The organism is Streptomyces rishiriensis (genome assembly GCF_030815485.1).
GTDB lineage: Bacteria > Actinomycetota > Actinomycetes > Streptomycetales > Streptomycetaceae > Streptomyces > Streptomyces rishiriensis_A.
Genome location: NZ_JAUSWV010000002.1, coordinates 6,574,392 through 6,598,871, shown reverse-complemented (window position 1 = coordinate 6,598,871; position 24,480 = coordinate 6,574,392). Strand labels below are relative to the sequence as shown.

Annotated in this window: 19 protein-coding genes; 9 read left to right on the top strand and 10 right to left on the bottom strand. The window is 69.3% G+C overall.

Features of this window, described 5'->3' with window-relative positions; translation table 11 throughout:
* Positions 1-248: 248 nt before the first annotated feature.
* Positions 249-854: a TetR/AcrR family transcriptional regulator gene (locus QF030_RS31830; RefSeq protein WP_307166017.1), complete on the top strand. Its 606-nt coding sequence runs from the start codon at positions 249-251 to the stop codon at positions 852-854.
* Positions 855-859: 5 nt separating this feature from the next.
* Here the strand turns inward: QF030_RS31830 and QF030_RS31825 are convergent, their stop codons facing one another.
* The 4 genes from QF030_RS31825 to QF030_RS31810 form a co-directional block, all read right to left on the bottom strand.
* Complete coding sequence (locus QF030_RS31825) at positions 860-1,669, bottom strand: isocitrate lyase/PEP mutase family protein (RefSeq protein ID WP_307166016.1); 810 nt, start codon at positions 1,667-1,669, stop codon at positions 860-862.
* A 389-nt stretch (positions 1,670-2,058) separates the two neighbouring features.
* Positions 2,059-2,430, bottom strand: coding sequence for a VOC family protein (locus QF030_RS31820; RefSeq protein WP_307166015.1), 372 nt, complete (start codon positions 2,428-2,430; stop codon positions 2,059-2,061).
* Between the two features lie 295 nt (positions 2,431-2,725).
* Positions 2,726-4,480, bottom strand: coding sequence for a DUF2264 domain-containing protein (locus QF030_RS31815; protein WP_307166014.1), 1,755 nt, complete (start codon positions 4,478-4,480; stop codon positions 2,726-2,728).
* Positions 4,481-4,569: 89 nt separating this feature from the next.
* Complete coding sequence (locus tag QF030_RS31810) at positions 4,570-5,616, bottom strand: rhamnogalacturonan acetylesterase (protein ID WP_307166013.1); 1,047 nt, start codon at positions 5,614-5,616, stop codon at positions 4,570-4,572.
* Positions 5,617-5,807: 191 nt separating this feature from the next.
* Here QF030_RS31810 and QF030_RS31805 point away from each other — a divergent pair, with 191 nt between their 5' ends.
* Positions 5,808-7,490: a rhamnogalacturonan lyase B N-terminal domain-containing protein gene (locus QF030_RS31805; RefSeq protein WP_307166012.1), complete on the top strand. Its 1,683-nt coding sequence runs from the start codon at positions 5,808-5,810 to the stop codon at positions 7,488-7,490.
* Between the two features lie 6 nt (positions 7,491-7,496).
* On the opposite strand, the gene QF030_RS31800 is transcribed toward QF030_RS31805, so the two are convergent.
* Positions 7,497-8,909: an RICIN domain-containing protein gene (locus QF030_RS31800; protein ID WP_307166011.1), complete on the bottom strand. Its 1,413-nt coding sequence runs from the start codon at positions 8,907-8,909 to the stop codon at positions 7,497-7,499.
* Positions 8,910-9,424: 515 nt separating this feature from the next.
* Here QF030_RS31800 and QF030_RS31795 point away from each other — a divergent pair.
* Both QF030_RS31795 and mmuM read left to right on the top strand, forming a co-directional pair.
* Positions 9,425-11,653 carry an autotransporter gene (locus QF030_RS31795; RefSeq protein ID WP_307166010.1) on the top strand — a complete coding sequence of 743 codons (2,229 nt, stop codon included), beginning with the start codon at positions 9,425-9,427 and terminating at the stop codon, positions 11,651-11,653.
* A 166-nt stretch (positions 11,654-11,819) separates the two neighbouring features.
* Positions 11,820-12,761 (top strand): homocysteine S-methyltransferase, encoded by a 942-nt coding sequence (gene mmuM / locus QF030_RS31790; RefSeq protein WP_307166009.1) that lies wholly within the window; start codon positions 11,820-11,822, stop codon positions 12,759-12,761.
* Between the two features lie 99 nt (positions 12,762-12,860).
* On the opposite strand, the gene QF030_RS31785 is transcribed toward mmuM, so the two are convergent.
* Positions 12,861-14,543, bottom strand: a complete 1,683-nt coding sequence (locus QF030_RS31785) for a carboxylesterase/lipase family protein (protein WP_307166008.1) — start codon at positions 14,541-14,543, stop codon at positions 12,861-12,863.
* A gap of 473 nt (positions 14,544-15,016) precedes the next feature.
* On the opposite strand from QF030_RS31785, the gene QF030_RS31780 reads away from it, so the two are divergent.
* The 3 genes from QF030_RS31780 to QF030_RS31770 all read left to right on the top strand — a co-directional run bounded on the left by QF030_RS31780 (position 15,017) and on the right by QF030_RS31770 (position 18,955).
* Positions 15,017-16,030: a hydroxyacid dehydrogenase gene (locus QF030_RS31780; RefSeq protein WP_307166007.1), complete on the top strand. Its 1,014-nt coding sequence runs from the start codon at positions 15,017-15,019 to the stop codon at positions 16,028-16,030.
* Between the two features lie 208 nt (positions 16,031-16,238).
* Positions 16,239-17,333, top strand: a complete 1,095-nt coding sequence (locus QF030_RS31775; protein ID WP_307166006.1) for a LacI family DNA-binding transcriptional regulator — start codon at positions 16,239-16,241, stop codon at positions 17,331-17,333.
* A gap of 566 nt (positions 17,334-17,899) precedes the next feature.
* Positions 17,900-18,955: a LacI family DNA-binding transcriptional regulator gene (locus QF030_RS31770; protein ID WP_307166005.1), complete on the top strand. Its 1,056-nt coding sequence runs from the start codon at positions 17,900-17,902 to the stop codon at positions 18,953-18,955.
* 490 nt (positions 18,956-19,445) lie between these two features.
* Here the strand turns inward: QF030_RS31770 and QF030_RS31765 are convergent, their stop codons facing one another.
* The 3 genes from QF030_RS31765 to QF030_RS31755 form a co-directional block, all read right to left on the bottom strand.
* Positions 19,446-19,703: a hypothetical protein gene (locus QF030_RS31765; RefSeq protein WP_307166004.1), complete on the bottom strand. Its 258-nt coding sequence runs from the start codon at positions 19,701-19,703 to the stop codon at positions 19,446-19,448.
* Complete coding sequence (locus QF030_RS31760; protein WP_307166003.1) at positions 19,700-20,563, bottom strand: isocitrate lyase/PEP mutase family protein; 864 nt, start codon at positions 20,561-20,563, stop codon at positions 19,700-19,702. The genes QF030_RS31765 and QF030_RS31760 overlap by 4 nt, the downstream gene beginning before the upstream one ends.
* Positions 20,564-20,731: 168 nt before the next feature.
* Positions 20,732-21,385 (bottom strand): ThuA domain-containing protein, encoded by a 654-nt coding sequence (locus QF030_RS31755; protein ID WP_307166002.1) that lies wholly within the window; start codon positions 21,383-21,385, stop codon positions 20,732-20,734.
* A gap of 513 nt (positions 21,386-21,898) precedes the next feature.
* On the opposite strand from QF030_RS31755, the gene QF030_RS31750 reads away from it, so the two are divergent.
* Together QF030_RS31750 and QF030_RS31745 are read left to right on the top strand one after the other, a co-directional pair.
* Entirely contained in the window at positions 21,899-22,531 is a 633-nt protein-coding gene (locus QF030_RS31750; RefSeq protein ID WP_307166001.1) for a VOC family protein, read from the top strand.
* A 518-nt stretch (positions 22,532-23,049) separates the two neighbouring features.
* Positions 23,050-23,445 carry a VOC family protein gene (locus QF030_RS31745; RefSeq protein WP_307166000.1) on the top strand — a complete coding sequence of 132 codons (396 nt, stop codon included), beginning with the start codon at positions 23,050-23,052 and terminating at the stop codon, positions 23,443-23,445.
* 9 nt (positions 23,446-23,454) lie between these two features.
* On the opposite strand, the gene QF030_RS31740 is transcribed toward QF030_RS31745, so the two are convergent.
* On the bottom strand, positions 23,455-24,129 hold the full coding sequence (locus tag QF030_RS31740) for a helix-turn-helix domain-containing protein (RefSeq protein ID WP_307165999.1): 675 nt from the start codon (positions 24,127-24,129) through the stop codon (positions 23,455-23,457).
* Positions 24,130-24,480: the final 351 nt, after the last annotated feature.

Below are 24,480 nucleotides of genomic sequence, written 5' to 3'. Positions count from 1 at the left end.
TTCGTTGCCGATCATGATCGCAGCCCCTGCCGTTCGGTGCCCGTCATTTCCCGGCCGGGCAGAGCCTGTGGAGGGAGCTGTTGGGCCCTGGCGGTGAGCAGGAAAGCGGGGAAGCCGTTACAGAACGGTTCCGCAGCTCTGGGCTCGGCTCCGGGGCGGAGTCTCCCCCGGCGTCCACCGTGCCACCTGCGGAACCCTTAGGATCCTGGCTGATACCTCCAGGTCCGAGCGCACACAAGGCGGTCCCCATGCCACGAGTCGGCCTGACCACCGACCGCCTGGTCGAAGCCGCCGCGGAGCTGGCCGACGAGATCGGTTTCGACAAGGTCAGCATCTCGGCGCTGGCCCGACGGTTCGGAGTCAAGGACGCGAGCTTGTACTCGCACGTCAGAAACCTTCGGGAACTGCGGGCAAGACTCGCGCTGCTGGTCGGCGGCGAGATGATCGACCGGATCGCCGTGGCCGTCGTGGGACTCGCCGGGAAGGAGGCGCTGGTCGCCTTCGCCGGGGCGTACCGGGAGTACGCCCTGCGGCACCCGGGCCGGTACGCCGCCACCCAGATCCGGCTCGACACGGAGATCGACCGAGAACTGGCCGAAGCCTCCACCGCTCCGCGCCGGACAGCCGAGATCACCTACGGCATGCTCCGCGCCTACGGCCTCGACGAACCCGACCTCACCGACGCCGTCCGCCTGCTGCGCAGCACCTTTCACGGGTACTGCACGCTGGAGGCCGGTGGCGGGTTCGGTGCGCCCCGGGACGTGCAGCGGTCGTGGGACAAGGCGATCGACGCCCTGCACACGGCCCTGACCCACTGGCCGCGGGAGACCGGCACCCGCGACGCCGGCGGCTGACGCTGTCACACGTGGCGTGCTGCCTCGGTGCCCGGTCCCCGTAGGTCCTCGTACGTCGGTGTGGGGCCTCCCGGCCTGCGTCCCTCACGGATGTCACCCAGCGCTTCGAGCGCCGCACCCATCGCTCGCCGGTACAGAAGCGAGCCGAGGCTGACACGGCTCACCCCCAGGTCGCCGAGTTGGGCGAGGCTGGGGCCGGTCGGCGAGTAGAGGAGGTTGAGGGGCACATCCAGGCGCGCGACGAGCGCGGCGATCTCTCGGGCATCGGTCAGCCCCGGGACGAAAACGCAGTCCGCGCCCGCCTGTTGATAGGCGTCGAGGCGCGCAAGCGTTTCGGCTCCCCTGCGAAGGCCGTGATCGCCGTGTTCACGCAGCCAGTACGTGTCCGTGCGGGCGTTGACGAAGAGGCCGGGCGCGGCAGCCCTGACCGCGGCGATCTTCGCCGCATGCCGGTCGACCGACCCCAGGCCATCCTCCAGGTTGATTCCGACCGCACCCACCGCCACCAGCTGACGGGCGAACTCGCCCACCTCGTCCGGATCTTCGCTGAAACCGCTTTCGGCGTCGACAGACAGGAGAAACGGTTGCGAACCCAGGATCAGCGCGAGCCGTAGGGTTTCGTCGCAAGTCGCCGACGCGCCGTCCGGCAGCCCCACCGCCGCCGCCACCGCGAGACTCGTCGTGCCGATCGCCGGAAAGCCCATCCTCGCCATGGACATCGCCGTGGCATGGTCCCAGGCATTGGGCAGAAGGAGGGGGTTGTCGGCGTGGTGGAGGTCGGCGAAGGGGTGAGAGGTCGCCCTGAGTGCACGCATGCGAGCCACGCTAGGGGCGCGTCCCTTCGGCCTCCGCCGAACTGTCCCGGCTGGTCTGCTTCCGTCAGGCTGTTTCCGGTATTTCGTTCACGTCGGACTGTTTCCTACGCTTTCCTCCCAGTGAACCGTTTCCCGGCACCCTGACGTCCGGTGACCTGTTTTCGAAATCCTTGCATCAAGCGAACTGTTCCGGAGCCCTGCTTCAAGCGAACCGATTGCCGGCGTCCTGTTTCCCGTGAACTGTTGCTGACACCGTTTCCGGCGAATTGCCCACCGATCTGTTTCCGGCGAATTGCCCGCCGATCTGTTTCCGGCGGACGCTTCTTCTTCCGCGACCCTGTCAGGGGTCGGCTGCCGGCCCGCCCGTATCGTGCCCGGTGGCCGCCGCCTCAGCCTGCTGCCCGCTCTTCCGCGCTGCGCTCCACGCAGAACTCGTTCCCCTCCGGGTCCGCGAGGACCGCCCACCCGGTGCCGTCGGGCTTACGACGGTCGTCGACCAGCGTGGCGCCGAGGGCGAGGAGACGCTCGACCTCCTGCTCGCGGGTACGGTCCTGCGGCTGAAGGTCGAAATGAATGCGGTTCTTCCGGCTCTTGGTCTCGGGGACGGTGACGAACAGCATGCCCGCGCCCTCGATCAACGCCTCCTCGTCGCCCGGCTTGTCGTCCTCGTGGAGAGGCTGGCCGAGCACCTCGGACCAGAAGGCGCCGAGGGCGTAGGCGTCGGAGCTGTCGATCGTCACGTGACGGATGGCAGAAGTCATAGGCGGATTCTTCTGCACGCCGTTCACGCAGGGCAACGGAGATTCCCTCCCACCGGCCCACGCGCACGCGGCCGCGCCGACCGAGCCCGCGTCCCTCCCCTTCACTCGGCGCCGGTTCACCCCGACCGCATCCGTCACGGCAGTTCTCCGTCGTCGGCCGGAACGGCACGTTCCAGGGCCCGGTCGAGGTGGTGAGCACTCACCGCGCCTCACCTCACCAGTGATCTCGCGGTCCTCGAGGACGGGACGCCGACCTGGGCGTACGCCGCGGTGACGCCGTCCTGCGCACAACCGCTCAGCGGGGGATCACCGACCACGACGACGTCACGGATCGTCCGTCCGAAGCCGTGAAGCGGAAATGGCGCTCCGCACCCGTCGGCCATCGGACGCTGAGCTCGTACGCGCCGTCAGCGGTGGTGTCGGCCTCCACCCTCTGCACCTCGACGGACACCAGCTCCCCGAGTGGCAGGGGGTCCGGCTCGGCCGTGAGGCGGGCCAGCGCGACGAACAGGGTCGCAGGACCTTCTCCCGCCACGCCCGACAGAGGGGACGTGCCCGCCAGTCCGTGCACCGGCACCAGTTCCGCCCGCTCGTCCCCGCCCTCCACCGGCACCCAGCCCGTGATGTGAACCTCCGTCCCCGGGTCGGCGCCGGCCACCAGGTGGGCCCGAACCTCCACCGCGTCCTCGGCCACCACCAGGCTGGTGACTTCCGCCCCGGAGCTCAGCGCGTGTCGGGAGGCCGCCCAGCCCTCCCCCACTCCGAGGGGGACGATGCCCTCGCGGCGCGCGTCGCCGCCGATCATGACGATGTTGTCCGGTGGCACGTCCAGCGGCCGTGTGACCGTGGAGTACGAGAACCTGGTGTAGTACGGGTCGTAACGGACGTCTTCGCTGCCGTGGTTGTGCAGGCGGACCAGGCCGTCCGAACTCGTCGACTGCAGAAGCCAGTTGGGAGCGGCAATGGGGGTAACGGCGTTACCCCGTTCCGCCGGTCCCGCCTTCTCCGTCGCCGTCCACACCTCGTGTTCCGGGGGGATCAGCAAGCCGAGGAAACCCTTGCTCGCCCAGTAGGGGGAGGCCGGTCCCGAGTAGCCCTGGAGAACCGACGCGTCGGGTCCGTGCCAGCCAAGGGTCAGCAGACCGTGTTCGTCGACCGCACCGCGTTCCAGGAAGTACTTCAGCGCACCCGAGGCAAGGCGCCGGGTCTCGCCGGAGGGGAGCGGGGTGTGGCCGGTCAGGGCGCCCAGCCACAGGGGGGCGGTGGTGGCGAAGCGATAGGTGAGGGACCGGCCCTGGTGCAGGGGTGCGCCGTCGCCGCCGAACAGGCGGGCGTAGTCTCCCAGATGGGTCCTGAGCCGGCCGCCGTAGAGGGCGAGCAGCCCGGGGTCGTCGGCCAGCCAGGCGTGCAGGACCGGGTAGAGATGCATCGCCCAGCCGTTGTAGTAGTCGAAGGCACGGCCTGCGCCGTCGCTGTACCAGCCGTCGGCGACATACCACTGCTCGATGCGCTCCAGCCCTCGGTCGATGGCCTTGCGGGACGCCTCCGGCTCATGGCCGACAGACTCCAGGAAACCGCCTACCGTCACCGGGAACAGCTCCCAGTTGCAGGGCCAGGCCTCCGCGGTCAGGGCGTCGCCGAGCCAGGCGGCGGCGCGCTGGCGCACACGGTCGTCGAGCCGGTCCCAGAGCAACGGGCGGGTCAGTCGCAGCGCGAGGGCGATCGACGCGGCCTCGACGAGGGGCTGACCTCGGTCCTCGATCCGGGGCCAGACGCCGCGGACACCGGCCGCGAGACCGCTTGCGTAACGCTCCAGCGCCGTCTCGTCACGGCGGAACGCCGCCAGCAGCAACGTGCGAGCGTAGCCTTCCAGGCCGTCGGAGAGGCGACCCGACCAGCTCTCCCGGTCGCCGGGAAAGTGGTAGAGAGCGCGATCCTCGGTGGCGTACGGCTCCACCGCGGCGAGCAGCGAGTCCGCGGCGGCCTCCCAATGGGCGCGGGTGTAGCCGGTGCGGGGGCTGCGGGCGAGGTCGGGCGGGGGCAGGTGCATCTGCTGTTTCTTCCTTCGCGGCCGGTGCGGAGCCTGGTGTCGCCAGGACCTGGGGGCGTCCCGGTTCCGGTCGGGGCGCCCCCAGGCGTTCATCCCACCCGCACGGTGCCCCTCGGCACCAGATGCCGGGCGACGAGTTCGTCGCGGACCAGGCCCGCGTAAACCGTTGCTCCGTGCACGGAGGTGTGCGTGTTGTCGCGCTTCTCGTTGTAGAGGTAGAGCGCCTTGGAGCCTTCGACGCCAAGGGACTCCACCAGTGCCTTGGTCTTGGCGGTGAGATCGATCAGCGGTACCTCCTGTGTGGCGGCGACCGAGCGGATCACCGCCGGGTGGTCGACGCCGAGTCCGTTGACCAGCAGGGCCGTTCCGTTGTTCAGCGTTCCGTCGGCGTTGAACCAGCGGCGCACGATGGGGGTCACCAGGACCGGTCGGCCACCCCTCTCCCTCACTCCCGCCACCAGCGTCTCGAGATTCGCCCGGTAGGTCGCCTCGTCTGTCGTCTTGTCGTTGTGGGCGAGTTGGACCAGGACGAGATCGCCCGGGCGGATCAGCGGCTGGACCGTGGCCCAGAGCAGCGGGTTCCCCAGATACGTGACCGTACTCTCCCCGGAATCCGCGTAGTTGGCGACCGAGACGCCCTTGCGCAGATACTGCGGCAACTGCTGGCCCCACCCGGCGTACGGGTCGCCCGGCTGGTCACACACCGTGGAGTCGCCGACGAGGAAGACCTGCCGTGCGTGCCGGGCCCGGGTGACCCTGATGTCGGCCAGGGCCGGCGCCGAGCCGCCCACGGCCAGGTCCAGGCCGGCGGTTCCGGCCGCACCCGTGGGCTCACCCTCCGGGGTTCTGACGTCCACCGTGAAGCTGCGGACGACCCGTTCACCGGCCGGCGCGGCGGTCTCGGGGAGCAGAGCGCGCCGGGTCTCTCCGCTGATGCCGGTACTCGACGCGACGTCGCCACCGAGGACGACCTCGACGTCATAGGTGCCGGGTGGGACGTCGAAGTGGCAGGCGGTCGCGGTGCAGTTGTCGATGCCGAGGGATGCGCGGCCGCCGTGCGCCTGAGCGGCGGGCACCGCCGTCAGACCGACGGTCAGGGTCAGTGCCGCCAGCACGGCAATGTTGAAACGTCTCACTTGCGGCTCCTCCGTCGAGGCAACAGGGGCTGGCGGCTGGACCGTACCGCCTCTGGCAAGCGCTTTCTAGACCTGGGACTGATTTTGCGAGATTGCCAACTTCCAGGGCGTGAAAGCCCTTTCGCGAAATCGATTCAACTGTCACTCTCTCAGGCACCCGCACCCCCACACCTCCCGAAGGAGGCACCCCCATGTCCGGATCCGACAGCCACCGGCCGATCCGACGCCGTACCTTCGTCCTCGCCACCGCGGCCACGGCAGGCTCGGCCGCCCTGGCCGGGCCGCTCGCCGCACCGGCCGCGGCAGCGGCCTTCGGCTACACCGACGACGGCTCGAACTACGTCGTCGACACCGGCGCCAACCTGGTCTTCAAGGTCAGCAAATCCACCGGCGACCTGACCTCACTGGCCTACCGGGGAACCGAGTACCAGGGCTACGGCGGCATGAACTCGCACATCGAGTCGGGCCTCGGCAGTTCCACCGTGACGATCGCGCAGTCCGGCTCCACGATCCTGATCTCGGTCACGCACGGCACGCTCAAGCACTACTACGCGGCCCGAAGCGGCGAGAACAACGTCTACCTGTGGACCAACAAGGCCGACACATCCGTTTCGGCAACGCGTTACATCGTGCGCGTCAAAGCGGGTCTGTTTCTCAACGACGAGCCCGACTCCTACACGTACACGACCAGCACCATCGAGGCTTCCGACGTCTTCGCGAAGTCCGACGGCCAGACCCGCTCCAAGCACTACTCCAGGCTGCGCGTCATCGACTACGACTATCTCGGCTGGTCGACCGGCAGCGTCGGTCTCTGGATCGTGCGCAGCAACCACGAGAAGGCATCGGGCGGCCCCTTCTACCGCTCCCTTCTGCGCCACCAAAGTGCCGACGGCGGCGGCCTGTACGAAATCCTGTACTACGGCCAGAACCAGACCGAGGAACAGCGTTTCGGTCTCCAGGGCCCCTACGTCATCGCCTTCACCGACGGCGGCGCCCCCTCCTCGTCACTGTTCCCGGGCAACCTGACCACCTCGTGGGCGGACTCGCTCGGCATCTCCGGCTACGTCGCCGCCGGCGGGCGGGGCCGGGTCGCGGGGGTCGGCATCACGGGACGCAACTCGGCGTACCCGTACACGGTCGGACTGGCCAACGCGAGCGCGCAGTACTGGGGTTCGGCGCGGTCGTCCGACGGCTACTTCTCGATCCCCGGGGTTCTCCCGGGGACGTACACACTGACCGTCCACAAGAGCGAACTCGCCGTGTACAGCACACAGGTGACCGTGTCGGCGGGCGGGACGACCACCCTCAACTCGATCGCGATCCCGTCCTCGAACGACCCCGGCAACGCGACCGCGATCTGGCGGATCAACGACTGGACCGGCACCCCGAGCGGCTTCAAGAACGCCGATCTGATGACGTACGCGCACCCGTCCGACGTCCGGGCCGCCGCCTGGACCGGCAACGTGGTGATCGGCAGCGGCAGCGAGACCGCGGGCTTCCCCTGCTACATCTGGAAGGACGTCAACAGCGGTCTGCTGGTGTACTTCAAGCTGACCGCGGCCCAGGCCGCCGCCGCGCACACCCTGCGCATCGGCGTGACGACGGCCTATGCCAACGGCCGGCCGCAGGTCGTCGTGAACGACACCTGGACCTCGGCCATCCCCTCCCCGCCCACCCAGCCGAGCACCCGGTCCCTGACCAACGGGTCCTACCGGGGCAACAACCACACGTTCACCTACAGCGTCCCGGCGAGCGCGTGGCTCACGGACACCAGCCAGTACAACGTGCTGAAGATCAACGTGGTGAGCGGTTCGGGGACGACCTCCTACCTCAGCGCGGGGACGTCGATCGACGCGATCGACCTTCTCGCCTGACGTAGGTCAGGTGCCGCGCGTCCACTGCTGGTTGGTTCCTCCGTTGCACGTGTAGGTGATGAGCGCGGCGGAGTTGGCGGTGGACGCGCCGTTCACGTCCAGGCACTCGCCGCTCGCGCGGGACTTGACGTTGACGTAGGTGCCGGAAGTCGTCAGCGACCACTGCTGACCGGTGGCTGTCGCGCTGCAGTTCTCCTGGCTGACCGTGTTCGCGTTCTCCTGCACACACAGAGAACTGCTCCTGACGACCAACTGGTAGTAACCGCTTCCGACGGACTTGAACCAGTACTTCTGGTTGTTACCACCGTTGCAGTCGTACTGCTTGATCTGTGCGCCCGCCCAGAGGGACTGGCTCGTGACATCCGCACATCTGCCGCTGTGCCGGGCGATGAGCGTGTTGTACGTGGCGCTCGTTCCGGTAACCGTTCCAGCCGCCGTGTCGATGGTGAGCTCGGGGGACCAGGACATCGACAGCGACGTGGTCGTGGGGAAGGTCAGCGGCAGCCAGACGTAGCGGGAGTCGTTGACGGTCCCACCGAAGGCGTTGCCCCAGCGGTCGCCCAGGTAGAGGTACGAGGTCCCCGAAGTGCCCTGGACGGGCAGCACGTACGCGGTCTGCGAGCCGTACGCCGTCGAGTCGCCGACGTTCGTCATGGCCGACCAGGGGCCGGTGAGCGAGGTCGCCGTGGCGTACTGCTGCTGGTTGGGGCTCCAGCCGGTCGCTCCGGAGGTGAGCATGAAGTAGACGCCGCCCCGCTTGAACAGCGCGGGCGCCTCGCGGTGGCCACCGTGCCAGGGGTCGGCGACCAGACTTGCGATACCGGTGTAGTCGGCGGTGAGCCGGTAGATCTGGAGGTCGTAGTTCTCCCGTGCGGCCGAGACCATGTATCCGGCGCCGTCGCTGTCGACGAAGACCGTGATGTCACGGGACATGTGCTGGCCGAGCGGGCGGAAGCTGCCCTGCCACGCGTAGTTTCCGTCGACGGTGTCCGACACGGCGACAGCTGCTCGGGCCTCGCTGTAGTCGGTTCCGTTCTCCTTGTGCATCCACATCACGAACTTGCCGGTGGAGGCGTTGTACATGACTTTCGGGCGTTCGATGTTGGCCGTGGCCAACTCCGAGTCGCTCGCCTGGGTCAGGACGTGACTGCGGAACTCCCAGTTCTTCAGATCGGTGGAACGGTAGGCGTCCACGTACCGGAAGGTGTTGTCGGCGTTGCGGTTCTCGCCGAACCAGTAGTAGTAGGAGCCGACTTTCAGGACGCCGCCGCCATGGGCGTGTACGGGGCTGCCTGAACTGTCGTTGAACTGAGTGCCGTTGGCGACCGTCACCGGCGCCGCCTGGGCGGGCCCAGCGGTCGCGAGGGCGCCGATCAGCACAAGACAGAGGGCGAGCAGGGTCGTGTACGCACGTCTCATCTCACGCACTCTCCTTCACGGTGTCGGCGACGGGGACGCCGAAGTCGGGGATGCCGTCCGGGCGCGGGCCGGAAGGCCTGGATCCGGGCGTGGCGGCTGGGATCGTTCGACGGGCCGCCCACGAGGCGAGGTCCGTGTCGGGCAACCGGGACCGTCGGCCCGTCAGGCCCCGTGAGCTGTCCGTCACGGGATGAGGTATCGCCGTGCCGTGGCGCTGGCGGGCGGGTTCGGGTCGCGCCTGGGGGTCGGCGCGGCGGAGGACGAGCGCATTGAGGTGCACGCGGCTACCTCTCGAGGGAGGGGGTGTTCGGTACTGCGAACGGCATGTGGAATGACGAACGCCGAAAAGGTAAGGGCGTGTTACGGGCAGGTCAACGGGTCGGACGGACTTGATGGAAAGCCCTTTCCGGAAGTTTCCGGCGGGAAGGTGGTTTTCTGGGGTGTGCCGACATACCCGTCGACGCTCGAGCAACGAATTTCTGTTATCCGTGGGGCGCCCACGCGTCTCCGATGACGTGCGCAGCCCTCTCCACACCTCAGCAGCGGTCGTCGGCGCCCTCGCGTCCGTCGCCGCCCTCATGGCCACCGCTCCCCCGGCCGTGGCCGCCGACGCGCAGGACATCACTCGGGACGTCCTCGCGAACCGGGACGTGACGCTCGTCGGCGACGCCGTGATCACCGTGCCCTCCGGGACGACCACCTACGACGGCGTTTTCCGCGGCCAGGGAACACTTACCGTGCGCGGCGGCGGAACGCTGGTCCTGAGCAGGGACAGCGATTTCACGTTGCCCGACGCCCGCCGGCGGCAGGTGGTGCGCACCCAGGGCGGGAACCACCCGTACACCACGGTCGTGAACCCGGACCCGCCCGCGATCACGGTGGAGCGTGGGACGACCCTCCAGTACGGCACCGGCGGGGGCACAGGGCTGATCGGACACTTCCCCTACGGCACTCCCGGTTACCGGCTCAATCAGCTCAACGTGCGCGTCGACGGCACTCTCCGGCTCTCGCTGACCCGCACTTTCAACATCGGCACGATCAGCGGATCCGGCCTCGTCACCCAGCCCCGCGGCATGTGGGGCACCCTCGACCTGGCGGGCACCCACCCCTTTTCCGGGGTCATCGACAACGGCACCGGGATGGCGGCCGGCCGCCCCGAGTACCCGGTGTCGCTGCCCAACGCCCGGGCGATCCTCAACCAGGGCTCCTGGATCATCGACACCCCGCTGCACCAGACGATCATCCTGCGGCAGGACTTCTTCCAGCGCGAGTACGGCAGTGACGTCAACGTCCACTCGCGACCGGGCAGCAAGGTCGTCCTCACGGGGCAGTACAGCTACAGCGACCAGGGCGGAGACACCCATCCCTCGCTCAGCGACCCCGCCATCAACTGGCATGCCGTAGCGCATCAGTTGAACAAGCGCGGCACCAACATCGAGGGTGCCGACGTGCAATGGGGCGACGGCACCACGCACAAGATCTTCATGCCGGGAACGAAGGACACCGTTTACATCAATGTGCACGAAGCCGGCGGACGGCGGTCACTGCTGACGTTCGACTACAACGGGCCGGTCACCCTCGGGGCGCCGATCGGCGGCGGCAGGTACCACGACACCCTGGCCGCGCCCGGCGCCGGTGACATCGTGATCGCCGGGACCAAGGGCAACGACGTCACCTTCGCCGCCGCCCAGTACTACGACGGTTCGACGACCGTGCAGGAGGGGGCGGTCCTGCGACTGGGGTCGGCACAGGGAGACGGCTCCCTGCTCATGGGTACCGACCGGCGCCGGATCGTGAACGACGGCACTCTCGTCGTGCACAACACGAAGGCCTGCGTCTCTCTTTCCCGGCTGGGCGGCAGCGGCTCGCTCGTCCAGTCCGGAGCGGCCACGACGACCCTTACGGGCACCGCGGTGACGTACACCGGGACGACGACGGTCAAGCAGGGAACGCTGGCGCTGAGGGACGGGGCGACGCTCTCCAACAGCAGGGCGGTCCGTTTGACGTCGGCGGGGGCGCGGCTGGACACCGGCGGTTCGGCACTGCGGGTGACGAGCACGCTCAGCGGCAAGGGCACGGTGAACGGCGCCGTGACGAACGAGGGTGCCGTCAGCGGCGGGCTGACCGTGACCGGCGCCTACACGCAGAGCGACGAGGGGCAACTCGTCCTGGCCGACACTCCCCTCAAGGTGGGCGGCAAGGTCACCCTGGGAGGAGGGCTCGACCTGTCCGCGGCAGGAACCACCCCCGCGACGCCCGGGGCTGCTGCCACGCGGGGCCCGTCCCCCGCCTCGCCCGAAACCGGTATCCACGCAGATACCGATACCGCTTCCAGCGCGGGCTCCCCCGCGGCTGGCGACACCTCCGCCCGGAAGATCACCGTCCTGAACCACACCGGGAACACTCCCACTACCGGCACCTTCGACCAGCTGCGCGAGGGAGCCGAGGTGAAACTCGCTGACACCGTTTACCGGATCACCTATAAGGGCGGGGACGGAAACGACGTCGTCCTCACGGCGGCAGCCGTGAGCCAGTCGGTGAGCGCACAGGGACAAGTGTCGGCGGGCTCCGTGACCGCCCGGACGCGCAGCGCGAGCGCGGCCGGAAGCGGCGCCTTCGGGTGGTGGCCGTACGTGCTGGCGGCCGGGTTGCTCGGCGGGCTGCTGGTTCCTGCGACCAAGCGCAAGCGCGAGCGGGGCGGCGGGCGCCGCGGTGGTGGACGGCACTCGGCGCACGGGCGATGAGCCGTCGGGTGCCACCGAGCGCGGAAGGGCCGACCGGCTTCTCCCTCACCGGCCAGGTGAAGCGAGCGCCTGGCCGCCGCCCCGTCTCGCATCCCACATCGTGGCGCTCTTGTTCAGGCAACGGACAGTTCCGGCTGTCTGCCGCCTCTTCGACTAGCGTCGTGCCATGACCAGCGACGTCCCCGCTCCCCTCGCCGAGACCTCCCTCACCACGGCTCTCGCCGCCGGAGCCGTCGTCCTTGACGGCGGCATGTCCAACCATCTGGAGTCCGCCGGGCACGACCTGAGCGACGAACTGTGGTCGGCGCGGCTGCTCGCCGAGCAGCCCGAGGCGATCACCGAGGCGCATCTCGCCTACTTCGGGGCGGGCGCCAACGTGGCGATCACTTCCAGTTATCAGGCCACGTTCGAGGGGTTCGCCAAGCGCGGCATCGGCGCCGACGAGGCCGCCCGACTGCTGGCGCTGAGTGTGGAACTGGCCCAGGAGGCCGCCCGGCAGGCCCGGCACAAAGGTCTCACGCACCCGTTGTGGGTGGCCGCATCGGTGGGGCCCTACGGGGCGATGCTCGCGGACGGCTCCGAGTACCGGGGCCGTTACGGGCTGAGCGTCGAGGAACTGGAACGTTTCCACCGTCCCCGGGTGGAGATTCTGGCCGCCGCGGCGCCCGATGTCCTGGCACTGGAAACGGTTCCCGACGCCGATGAGGCCGAGGCACTCCTGCGCGCCGTGCGCGGGCTCGGCGTGCCGGCCTGGCTGTCGTACTCGATCGCCGGAGAACGTACGCGCGCCGGACAGCCGTTGGAGGAGGCGTTCGCGCTGGCCGCCGATGCGGACGAGGTGATCGCGGTCGGGGTGAACTGCTGCGCCCCGGAAGACGTCGAGGCCGCGGTGACGACTGCGGCTCGGGTGACGGGCAAGCCGGTCGTGGTCTACCCCAACAGCGGCGAGGTATGGAACGCGGAGGCTCGCGCCTGGAACGGCCGATCCACCTTCACTGCCGAACAGGTCCTGGGATGGCGGGAGTCGGGAGCCCGTCTGATCGGCGGCTGCTGCCGGGTCGGCCCCGAGGCGGTCGCCTCGATCGCTCGGACACTGACCTCCGCATAGGCCTCTGGCGCTCCGCCCACCGCTCCCGCCCCACTGTTGCCGTCCAACAGCCGCTCAGCGCCGGGGGAGACGCGACTCCAGCGCCCGCAGGCCCGATGGTCAGCGTCCTCTCGCTCCGCCGGCCCGGCGCAGTCGGCGCATCGCGGACTTGAGCTCCGTGCCGCGCGGGGTCTTGCCGAGCAGGGGGTCGGGCGTCGTCGTCTCATCGACGGGATCTCCTGAGGGAACGGCGGCTGCCTCCACTGCCCACAAGGCCCGCTCACGGTCCCGCGGTCCGTACGCGGTATGCGACATACCGTCGACCTCATGCGCGATACCGTCGCCCTCATACCGCCCGCTGTCCACCTCACCGAAGATCCGCACAGGGTGCGTCGGCCCCCATGCCTCCCAGCCGGGCGCGCCCGTGGCGACGAAGCGCGTCCACGCTCCGTGCATGGCGTCGGCGAGTTCCTGCGGCGCGCCGTCCCCTGCCAGTTTCGCGGACTCGGCCGTCCCGCCGGTGTCGAAGACGAAGCCGAGCTCGAGGCCGTGGCAGGCGCCGAGCCCGGGCCTGAACGAGGGCCAGGCGAACTCGTAGACGTAGGACGGGCCGGAACGGGCTTCGGCCATCTGTTGCAGGGGGTTGCGCAACAGGTTGTCGGTGACCATCTGGCCGACGATCTCGGCGGTTCGGGCTTCGGGGTGCAGGGCACGGTAGCCACGCGGCACCTCGCGGCCGCAGCGGCAACGCGCCATCGCGGCGGCGAGGGCGACGGGACCCAGCCGGTCGACGCGCTCCATCAGTCCCCCCGGGACCAGCCACAGCCGGTGCTCGTCCCGGGTCCAGCCCAGGAGGAGGTCGGTTCCGACGGCCGCGTCCCCTTCGACGAGTGCCAGGAGAGGGTCGCGCGGGACGAGGTCGCCGTCGACGACGATGCCGAACGCGGGCCCGCCGAGGACGGGGCTGCTGAGCCTGCCGGCCTCCGCCTGGGTACGCAGCAGCAGATCCCGGTCGACGGCGGCGAAGGCCTCGGCGGTGGCGGGCACCTTCAGCCGGGTCGCCATACGGCGGACCATGCGCCGGACCCTGTGCCGTTCGAAGGCCTCCGGCGCTCCACTCTGGAGGATGGCCTGGCGGAACAGGCCCTGTGCCCGCGGAGCGGCGATCAGGGCGCCGACGCTGATGGCTCCGGCGGACTGTCCCGCCAGGGTGACCCTGTCGGGGTCGCCGCCGAAGGCCCTGATCGCGCGGTGCACCCATTCCAGCGCGGCAAGCTGATCCCGCAGGCCGGGATTGGCGGGGGCGTCCGGGAAGAATCCGTAGCCCTCCACGCCCAGCCGGTAGTTGATCGAGACGAAAACGATTCCATCGCGGGCGAAGTTCCGTCCGTCGCACACCGGCATTGCCGACGATCCCCTGGTCAGGGTGCCGCCATGCAGCCAGACCAGGACAGGCAGCCGGGCGGCGGGGCCGGGCTCGGGCGTCCAGACATTGAGGTTGAGGCAGTCGTCGCCCGCCACCACGGGGTCGGACAGGTACGGGGCGAAGGCCTCGGAGTACGGCGGTTTCGGCGACGTTGCGCCGAAGGCTCCCGCGTCGCGCACCCCGTCCCAGGGCGCGGGTGGGACAGGAGGCCGGAACCTTCGGACCCCGAAGGGAGGTGCCGCGTAGGGGATCCCGCGGAAGACGGCGATGCCGTTCTCGTACCTGCCGCGTACGGCCCCGCAGGGGGGCGTGACCACGGGATCGTGCTCGGGGTCCGCCTGGACCCCGGCCCGTGGGTCCGTCGGGCCTCCTGCCATCTGCTCACCAGCCCTTCACCGCGCTCACGCTTGGTACGACCAGATCACCACACCTGTGCGCGGTATTCCGGTGCACAAGCCTGTGGCAGGGCTGTTCGGCGTACGGGAGGGTGCGGCAATCCGAGCTGGTCGTTGCGGTAGGCGGCGGTTGCGTCGGTGAAGGGTGACGAAATTTCTCTGACCCGTCGTCCCAGATACTTCCTCGTCTTCCGCGGGTCGCTACACCGCCTGCGGACATCACCTGCGTGCATCGAGGCGACCGCCCAGGCGCGTCCTGGAACAGCCCTCGCATCCGACGGAGCCGAGTTACCCCGGCCGTCCAACTGCCCATGACAGGCAGCCCTTTACATGGAAACCGCCCCGAACAGTTTCCACCCCGGCGATCCCCCACCTCATTGATTGACCCCGCCTCTGCGCCAGATCTACGGTAGAAAGCGTTCTCAGAAAACGTTTCCCCGCACCTCAGGAGAGTCATGCCCAGCGCTCAGCTCCCCAGGGCCGTGTTCGCCATGGATCCGGTGCACCTTCCCCTGTTGTTTCCCCCGCCGCTCGTGGCCCGGCTACGGCAGGTGGCCGAGATCGATCCAGCGTTTGTCGTAAGGGATTTCGCCGATCCCGCTGCGGCGTCGCCCTTGGCCGCCGCCGAGATCCTGATCACCGGCTGGGGTTGTCCCCACCTCGATGCGGACATCCTCCGTGCCACGCCCCGGCTCCGTACGGTCCTGCACGCTGCGGGCTCGGTGCGTTCCCTGGTCGGAGAGGCATTGTGGGGCCGGGGGGTGACCGTCTCCAGCGCGGTGATCGGCAACGCCGTCCCGGTCGCCGAGTACACACTCGCGATGATCCTCCTCGCCGGAAAGAACGCCTTCGTCCACCGGGAGCGTTTCCGCCGCACCCACGCCCAGCCGACGCCCGCCGAAACCGCGACCACCGGAAACCTCGGCCGCCGGATCGGTGTCATCGGCGCCTCGCGGGTAGGGCGCCGCCTCCTCGCACTTCTGCGCCCGTACGACTTCGAGGTGCTCCTGCACGACCCGTACGTGGACGCGGCAGAGGCCGCCGAACTCGGAGCGCGGCTGTTCTCCCTTGAAGACCTGCTGCGCCACAGCGACATCGTCAGCCTGCATGCGCCCGACATCCCCGGGACCCGCCACATGCTCGACCGCGCCCGCCTCGCCCTGATCCGCGACGGCGGCGTGCTGATCAACACCTCTCGGGGCGCCCTTGTCGACCACTCCGCCCTCACCGACGAACTGGTCTCCGGCCGACTGCATGCCGTCCTGGACGTCACCGAACCCGAACCACTGCCCGCAAGCTCTCCTCTTTACCGGTTGCCGAACGTGTTCCTCACCCCGCACATCGCCGGCTCCCTCGGAAACGAGCTGGAAAGACTCGGCCGCATCGTCGTCGAAGAGGTGGAACGCCTGGCCGAGGGGCTGCCCCTCGGCCATGAAGTGCGCCAGGCAGACTTGGACCGGGTGGCGTGAGGCGTAGGTCCGTGCCCTTGTCGGCGTCCCGGGCCGCGGCGACGACCGGGCTTATCCACAGGCCGGCCCACGTCGCAGACCATCGGGATACGGTTCCCGCACCGACGGGGGGCCGGGTCCCTGCCGTGCCTTGACCAGGCTACGGCGAGGTCCGCACGCGGCCTCCAGGGCGCCCTGTCGGCGCCCACGACAGTGAAGGAGCCGCAACGTGAGTCAGCGCAGGACGACGGGTGGGGCCGGCCGGGCGACCATACGGGATGTGGCGGAACGCGCGGGGGTGTCCGTCGCAAGCGTTTCCCGCGCGTTGTCGGGCAACTACCCGGTCTCCGAGGAACTGCGGCGCCGCGTGATGAAGGTCGTCCGCGACCTGGACTACGTCACCAACGCGCACGCCCGCTCCCTTGCCGGTGGGGGTACTCCGACGGTGGCCATACTGATCAACGACATCACCGGGGCCGCGTTCGCCCACGTGGCGAAGGGCGTCGAGGGTGCGGCCACCCTGCGCGGCTGGCTGTCGATCGTCGGCACCACGGGAGACGACCCCGAACGCGAACTCGCACTGGTCAACCTGATGCGCCACCAGGGCGTCGACGCCGTGATCCTGCTGGGCGGCACCAATGACCACGACGAGTACCAGCTGCGTATGGCCCGGTTCGCGCGTTCACTGGACGCGGCAGGTTCGCATCTCGTCCTGGTCGGCAGGCCGCCGCTGGAAGGGGACGTCCCGGCCACGACGATCGACTACGACAACGAGTCCGGGGCCTACGCCATGGCCGGCCACCTGCTCTCAGCCGGTCACCGGAGGGTCCTGATGCTGCCCGGCCCCGCTGAACTCACCACTGCACAAGGCAGGTTGAGGGACGCCAGACGGGCCTTCGAGGCATACGGAGTGCCGTTCGACCAGGGGTTGGTGCGGCACGGTCCCTACGACGACGAGCACGGATACGCCGCGGCGCGAGCGGCTCTGCACGAGACACCGGACTTCACCGCCGTGCTCGCCGGCACCGACATCGTCGCCGCTGGAGCCATGCAGGCACTGCGCGGGGCAGGTCTGCGGGTGCCGGACGATGTGTCGATCACGGGCTACGACGACATTCCCCTGGCGTCCCAGCTGACTCCCCGACTGACCACGGTGCACGTGCCTTACGAGGAAATGGGCCGCGTCGCCCTGCGCGCGGTGGCCGATCGGCGGCAGGGAGCCGGAAGCGGCGGCCGACGCAGAAGCGGAGAGGGCGAGCACCTGGTCCTGGGCACCCACGTCGTCGTAAGGGAATCGGTGCAGCCGCCGAAGCGGCGTCGGTGAGCCACAGTGTCGGCGGAGACTACGCATCGATCGGTCTCCGTAAACGTTTTCTCCGTGCAGTCCATGGGGTGCGGGCCTCTCCGGAGGCCCCACCACACGGAGTTCGGAACATTGCCGGCTGCCGCCTTCGACCTGTGCCGGTATGCGGCGGCCTGAGACCCTCCGCGCCACGCGGTACCGCGCTTCTCCGCCTCGCAGCGGCGCAATGATTTCCTGTATGCCGCTCGGAGAGCCGGATTCTCCGGAGTCCCGACTCCGGCGCTGCTGCGTGATCCGACTCGCGCACCCGGCCCGGTCCGGTGCCCCTCGATGCTTCGGGACAGCGACTCCCACCTCGGGGCACCGACCTCGCCTCGGGGCGCCCGCTGTCAACCGGGTTGCAGCACGGGGAGAGTTTCGAAAGTTCCTGCGTTCATGATCCCGCGTTTTCCGGAGTCTTCACGTCTCGCCGAGGCACCCCTAGGATAGCAAGCGCTTTCTGTGAGCCGTCTGTTTCCGTATCGGCTCCGAAAGGGCGCTGGTCGAACTTTCGCTGGCCTTCGGGCGGGCCGGAGAGGTGGTTCCCGATGGTGCGTACGGCAAGTGCGAGCGGGACGGCCGGGCCGACCCTGGCGGTCGTGGCCCGCGAGGCAGGTGTGTCGGTGCCGACCGCCTCCAAGGTGGTCAACGGCAGGGAGGATGTTGCCCCCGAAACCAGACGGCGGGTGACGGAGGCGCTGGACCGACTGGGTTATGTGCGCAGACCGCGCTTCGACGCGACCAAGCCGCCCCGGTTGATCGACCTCGTCGTGCACTCGCTGGACAGTTCCTGGTCGGGCGCGGTGCTGCACGGCGTGGAGGAGGCGGCACACGACGCGGGCCTGGACGTGGTCGTCTCGGCCGCCCTGTCCCGCTCCCGCGTGGGCCGCCCGCAGCGCGGCTGGCTGGACAAGCTGACCGTGCGCGGATCGGCCGGAGTTCTCTTCAACCTCACGGAGTTGACGGCCTCTCAGTACGCTTGGCTGGAGCAGCACCACACCCCCTTCGTGCTGATCGACCCGGTGGTCGAGCCGCCGCCCGGAGTGGTGTCGGTGGGTGCGGCGAACTGGCAGGGCGGGGTCACGGCGACCGAGCACCTGCTTGCCCTCGGCCACGAACGCATCGCCGTGATCGCCGGCCCGCCCCGCAAGATGTGCAGCAGCGCCCGGGTCGCCGGATACCGCTCGGCCCTGGCGTCGGCAGGGCTCGCGTACCGCCCGGAGTACCTGCACAACGGCGGCTTCGACGAACTGGTGGCCCACCGGCGCATGCACGAACTGCTCGACCTGCCCGAGCGGCCGACGGCCGTTTTCGTCTGCTCCGACCGCATGGCCCTCGGCGTCTGTCTGGCCTTGGCTGAGCGGGGGTTGACGATCCCCCACGACGTCAGTGTGGTCGGCTTCGACGATCTGCCGGAGTCCCGGTGGACCACCCCCGCTCTCACCACCGTGCGCCAGCCCCTATCGGAGATGGCCGCAACAGGGTTGCGGTTGTTGCTGCGGATGATGGACGGCGAGCAGCCGGAGGGGACCCGGACGGAGTTGTCGACACGGCTCGTGGAGCGGGCGAGCACGGCTCCGCCGCACCGGCGAGCAGGAGCATGAAACGGTGGCCTTCCGGTGTTACTGATCTTTTTCCGTCATGAACCTCAGCACGCACACCACAGTCCTGCTCGTCGTCGCGCCCGCCCTCCTCATCACCGTCAGGACGGCCCGGGCCGCGACTCCCGGTTCCGTCCCTGGGACGCCACCGCCGAAGCCACGGTCAGCGATCGCGGTGACGGGCCCGTCGACGGGCCCGAGGCGATCGAACGGGACGAGGTCGGACGTCCCCACGCCGAAGAGGACTGACGGACCGTTCGGTGATCCGGTCGCTGGGGCCGTGGCGCTCGCATGCGCCGGCAGGTCACGAGAGTCACGGCCGTGACCGGGACCCCGGCCGTCGCCGTCACCATCACTGTCGTGCGTTTCTCGATCGCGGGGTGCGTCGTCTGGCGGCGGCACGCTCGCACGGTCGCCGGGAAACACGGCGTAACGGACAGCGGAGAGCCGGGCGCCACCATCACGATGACTCCCGGCCGGTGGTCTCCTCGCCTCAGTCCTCGCCCCGGTCCGGTGCGCCGACCAGCGCTTCCATCATGTCGACGGCGCTTCCGTCGTGGTCGCTGCCCGCGGTGCCGCTGCTGCCCTGCTGGACGTTGGCCGCCCGGTCGACCTCGAGGATCGAGTCCGCGTGCGAATTGTCGATCACGGTGATCAGGCTGCCTTCGGCTACCGCCGGCGCTGCGGCGGCGCCCAGCAGGGCGGCCGTCAGGAACGTCGCCGCCCTGAGCCGGGGCGCGACCGGGCTCACGCGTTCACGCTCTCGGGCGCGGTGCGCAGGCGCGCGATGTTCCGCTCCAGCAACTCGGTCGAGGCCCGCACGCCGATGCCGCTCTCCGCGTCCACCTCGGGGAGCCGGCCGTCGGCCCGCTTGAGGTCGGCGAGCGCGGAGTCCATCGCCGCGTGCGCGGCGAAAAGACACGGCGTGCTGTAGATCGCGACGTTCACGCCCAGGTCGGACAGCTCGCTGAGCGAGAGCCGGGGAGACTTGCCGCCGGCGATCTGGTTGAACAGCAGCGGCTTGCTTCCCACCACGTCACGGATCCGGCGGATCCATTCCACGGTACGGACCCCGTCGACCAGGATGACGTCCGCATCGGTGGCGGCGAGCGTGCCGGCCCGCCGCAGGATGTCGTGCTCGTCGGTGGCGTCCGTACGGGCCACCACGACCATGTCACGCCGGGTGGCGAGCACCATCTCCAGTTTCGCCAGGTACTCGTTCAGGGGCAGTACCTGCTTGCCGTCTGCGTGACCGCACCGGCGCGGCCGCTTCTGGTCCTCCAGGATCACGCCGGAGGCCCCGATGCGCTCGAGGCCCTCCACCACATGACAGGCGACCTCCGGATCGACGTACCCGTCGTCGATGTCCACCAGCAGATGCTGCTGCGGAAACGCGCCCCGCAACCGCTGCACGAACGCCAGCATGTCCGGCCAGGCGATGAAACCGATGTCCGGCAGTCCGTAGTGCGACGCCGCGAAGCCGAAGCCCGAGACGAACATGCCGTCGTAGTGATCCGCCGCGATCGAAGCCGAGTACATGTCGTACACGCCGATCAGCGGGGTCGTTCCCGGGTCGGCGATCCGCTCCCGCAACTTGTTCCCGTAAGTCACCGTCCGGCTCCTCCAATGGAGTCGAGGGGTCAACACACCAGGTGCAACAAAGCCGTTGCGACACAACAGCCCTTTACGAAGACAAAAGGATCTCTATGTCGATGCGCGGCTTTCCCCATGTGAAGGCTTTGCTCACCCCAATGGCGGAACCGGTTCACCGGAGAAACGTCACTGGTCCCGCAGCCGTGCCGCCCAGGCGATGCCACCGCCAAGATGGTCACGGAACTGCGGGTCGGCGTAGGCCTGGGAGGCGTGCCCGAGGGCCGTGTAGAAAACGCGTCCCCGGCCTTGCTCCCGGCACCAGACCAGCGGGTGGTCACTTCCCATCCCCCCGCCCGTGTACGACGACTCGTCGGCGACGGCGAGAACGCGTACCCGTCCGCGCGGGTTGACGCGGAAGTCGTACCACTCGTCGGTGAGGTTCCAGACCGCCGGCAGTGAACGGGTGGCGGGATGATCGTGGTCCTCGATCACCGCCTTGCCCGGCTGGTACTCGGGATGACCGGCGAAGCGGGCGCCGAGGAGCTCGCCGTAGTACGGCCAGTCGTACTCGGTGCAGGACGCCGCGTGCACGCCGACGAAACCACCGCCCGCCTCGACGTAACCGGCGAGGCGTTCCCGCCCGGCCGGGGTCAGCACCTCGCCGCTGGTGGAGAGGAAAACCACGGCCGCGTACCCGTCGAGTGAGGCCTCCAGGGCCGCCGGGTCCTCGGTGTGGTCGACTGCGAACTCACCCAACGCGCGTACGGCGGCAACGGCGTCCGGGATGGAGTCGTGGCGGTAATCGGTTGTGCGGGTGTACACGAGCAAGCGAACGGTCATGAGGACGAGCCTAGGCGGACGGGAGTTCGGGATTTCCTGAGCCGTGCTCGGCGACCGGACGGGCGCTGGACGCATACGGAGCGTCTCCCGGCCCCGGCCCTGGCGCCGGCCCTGGCCCTGGCCATGGCGCCGACGCCCGATGCCCGACACCCGACACCCGACACCCGGCTCACTGGTGGAGCCCGTGGGAACACGAAGCAACCGGTTACACCCTTGCTCAGCCATCCAGGCCGGCGAGGCGGTCAGCGAGGTGACCTCCAGATCCGTGTCGGACGCCTGTGCGCAAGGCGTCAGTGGAAGCGTTTTCTCCCCGTTCATCTGGTCCCGAGACCGACCGCCGTCGACTTTCGCCGGCCCTCCACCGCGGACATCGAGCGTTCGGATGAGCAGCCGCGCCGGTCGTGCGGGAACGACCTCCGTGACCAGCAGACCAAGAACTCGCGCCTCGACACGTCGTACAGTTGTTCCCTATGCGCGGTCCCGTCGAGGACCGGGCGCGTAGTCTCGGGCGGGATGAACACCATTCCCGCACGTCTCGACCACATCGTTCTCGCGACGCCCGATCTGGCAGCGACGGTCGCCGAGTTCACCCGGCGCACGGGAGTGGTTCCGGCGCCGGGCGGGGTGCATGTCGGGCTCGGCACCCGCAACTGTCTGGTCGACCTGGGGCATCGCGCGTATCTGGAGATCATCGGCCCGGACCCGGAACAGCCCACGCCTTCCTACCCTCGCCCTTTCGGCGTGGACGCGCTCGCCGCCGCACGGACGATCACCTGGGCCATCAGCCCACCAGATCTGGACGCGACGGTCGCGGACGCCCGTGCTCGTGGCTACGACACCGGTGACGTACGGGAGATGAGCAGACGCCGCCCCGACGGCTCCCTGCTGCGATGGCGGCTGACCGACGGCGGCTCCCCGCATCCGTCCGGCCTCGTGCCCTTCCTCATCGACTGGGGCAGCACGACCCACCCCTCCGCCTCCGGCCTGCCCGTCAGTCCCCTTCTGGAACTGACCGCCACCGCTCCCGACCCCGAGGACGTCCGACCCCTCTTGACCACCATCGGCACCGACCTCGCCCTCACCGAGGGCCCGGCGGGATTTTCGTTCACGGTGGACACGCCCAACGGGCCGGTGACCTTCAACTGACCTGTGGAGCCGTTGGTTTCACAGGTTGAGGCCGGCCGGTCACGACCGAACCAGGAGAACGGCATCTGGGAGACGCCGTCTGGCCGGTCGGTACCGTCTGACCGGTCGGCGAAGGTGAACCTCACGACAACGGCCGTTCGCTCCCCGCACGGACGCCGTAGCTGATCGACGGCCGTCGGTCGTCGGCCTCGGCCGTCGACCGGCTCCTGCCGCCGCCGACCGGAGAAGTGCAGGTGCGCTCGCATGGCGAGCGGCCGAGCAGGTGATCGGTGACGACGCTCAGCCGTACGGCGGTGGGCCGGGATCGGTTTCCGTGTCCGCCGCCCGGAGGGCCGCACTACGGGCGCCGTACGGGTTGTACGGGCCGTACGGATGTACGGATGTACGGATGTACGGATGTACGGATGTACGGATGTACGGATGTACGGATGTACGGATGTACGGATGTACGGAAAGTTTCCCGGGGCGTGTCCGTTTCCTTCAAGACCGGCCGCGGCAGCGCTGCCTACCGTTGCCGTATGAGTCCACGATTCGATGCCATCGGCCTGGTCGTCTCCGACATGGCTGCTTCTGTTTCCTTCTACCGACGACTCGGCTTCGTCTTTCCAGAGGGGGCCGAGCACGAACCGCACAGCGAGGCCGAACTGTCCGGGGGGCTGCGGCTGTTGCTGGACACGGAGGACACCATCCGCTCGTTCAACCCGGCGTGGCAGCCGCCGTCCGGGGGTGGTCGGACCTCGCTCGCACTGCGTTGTGACACACCGGGCGAGGTCGACACGGTGTACGAGGAGTTGCTGGGCGCCGGTCACCAGGGCGATCTGAAGCCGTGGGACGCCTTCTGGGGCCAGCGCTACGCCGTTGTTCTCGACCCCGACGGCAACGGCGTCGACCTGTTCGCACCGCTCCCTCAGTAGCGCGGCCGCTCAACGCAGCAGAGCGCCTAGCGTGATGCCCGTGAACTGCCTGACGTCGCGGGCGAGATGGGCCTGGTCGGCGTAACCGGCCCGGATCGCAGTGTCCGCGTACGGTACGCCCTGCCGGGCCAGCGTGAGGGCCCGTTGCAAGCGCAGGATCCGGGCCAGCGTCTTGGGGCCGTAGCCGAAGGCCGACAGCGAGCGGCGATGCAACTGGCGCGCTCCCAGGCCGAGTTCGTCGGCCGTATCGGACACGGCCCGACCTGAGGCGAGGGATGCGACCAGTCGGCGCAGCGCCCGGTCCGGCGGCACCGCCCGCTTCAGCGCCAACTCCTCCAGTGCCACGGCAGGCTGCGCGGCCGCGGAAACCCTGTCGGTCAGGCGACGCACTTCCCCGGCGGGCCACAGGTCGGCCAACTCGACTCGCCGATCACGCAGTTCGTAAGCCGGTACGCCGAGCAGTGCGGGCGCGGTCCCGGGATACAGACGTACGCCCGCCCAGGACGCGGGCGGGCCGTCCGGGACATGAGCCCGGGTGTCCGGCCCGGCGACCAGCAGTCTGCCTTCGTGCCACAGCAGGTCCATACAGCCGTCGGGAAGCACAGGACCTACGCCGGCTGCCGCGGACGGCGTGTTGGTCCACACCACCGCCCCGGCCAGTCGGGAGGGCCGCTCCTCGTACATGTACGCCAGGCTACGCCGCCGGGATCCTGGGCGTCGGGAAGCAGCCCATACCGCTTCCTGGCCCCGCCTCCACCAGTGGTTCTTCCCGGCTGCGCGACCGGGGGCCGCGCCGAGCGATGTCGCAGTGTCCATTACTGCGGCCGGAAGCCGCATTCTCCTGCTTTGCGGCGGTCCGCCCCGGCGGCCGAGACGGACCCCGCCCCCGCAGCGCCGCTCGGTGCCACGGCGAGCAGAAACCGCATACCGCTGACTTCCAAGCGCTTCCAAACGCTTCCAGGGCCCCGAACGCCGCCTGCCGAGCCCGTCGTCATCACAGGGTCAGCGCGTACTACTGACGAAACCGAGACGCCG

Bases quoted from the DNA above. Each gene is read 5' to 3' on its own strand.
- QF030_RS31830 (WP_307166017.1), top strand. From the start codon at position 249: ATGCCACGAGTCGGCCTGACCACCGACCGCCTGGTCGAAGCCGCCGCG.
- QF030_RS31825 (WP_307166016.1), bottom strand. From the start codon at position 1,669: ATGCGTGCACTCAGGGCGACCTCTCACCCCTTCGCCGACCTCCACCAC.
- QF030_RS31820 (WP_307166015.1), bottom strand. From the start codon at position 2,430: ATGACTTCTGCCATCCGTCACGTGACGATCGACAGCTCCGACGCCTAC.
- QF030_RS31815 (WP_307166014.1), bottom strand. From the start codon at position 4,480: ATGCACCTGCCCCCGCCCGACCTCGCCCGCAGCCCCCGCACCGGCTAC.
- QF030_RS31805 (WP_307166012.1), top strand. From the start codon at position 5,808: ATGTCCGGATCCGACAGCCACCGGCCGATCCGACGCCGTACCTTCGTC.
- QF030_RS31800 (WP_307166011.1), bottom strand. From the start codon at position 8,909: ATGAGACGTGCGTACACGACCCTGCTCGCCCTCTGTCTTGTGCTGATC.
- mmuM (WP_307166009.1), top strand. From the start codon at position 11,820: ATGACCAGCGACGTCCCCGCTCCCCTCGCCGAGACCTCCCTCACCACG.
- QF030_RS31785 (WP_307166008.1), bottom strand. From the start codon at position 14,543: ATGGCAGGAGGCCCGACGGACCCACGGGCCGGGGTCCAGGCGGACCCC.
- QF030_RS31780 (WP_307166007.1), top strand. From the start codon at position 15,017: ATGCCCAGCGCTCAGCTCCCCAGGGCCGTGTTCGCCATGGATCCGGTG.
- QF030_RS31770 (WP_307166005.1), top strand. From the start codon at position 17,900: ATGGTGCGTACGGCAAGTGCGAGCGGGACGGCCGGGCCGACCCTGGCG.
- QF030_RS31755 (WP_307166002.1), bottom strand. From the start codon at position 21,385: ATGACCGTTCGCTTGCTCGTGTACACCCGCACAACCGATTACCGCCAC.
- QF030_RS31750 (WP_307166001.1), top strand. From the start codon at position 21,899: ATGAACACCATTCCCGCACGTCTCGACCACATCGTTCTCGCGACGCCC.
- QF030_RS31745 (WP_307166000.1), top strand. From the start codon at position 23,050: ATGAGTCCACGATTCGATGCCATCGGCCTGGTCGTCTCCGACATGGCT.
- QF030_RS31740 (WP_307165999.1), bottom strand. From the start codon at position 24,129: ATGTACGAGGAGCGGCCCTCCCGACTGGCCGGGGCGGTGGTGTGGACC.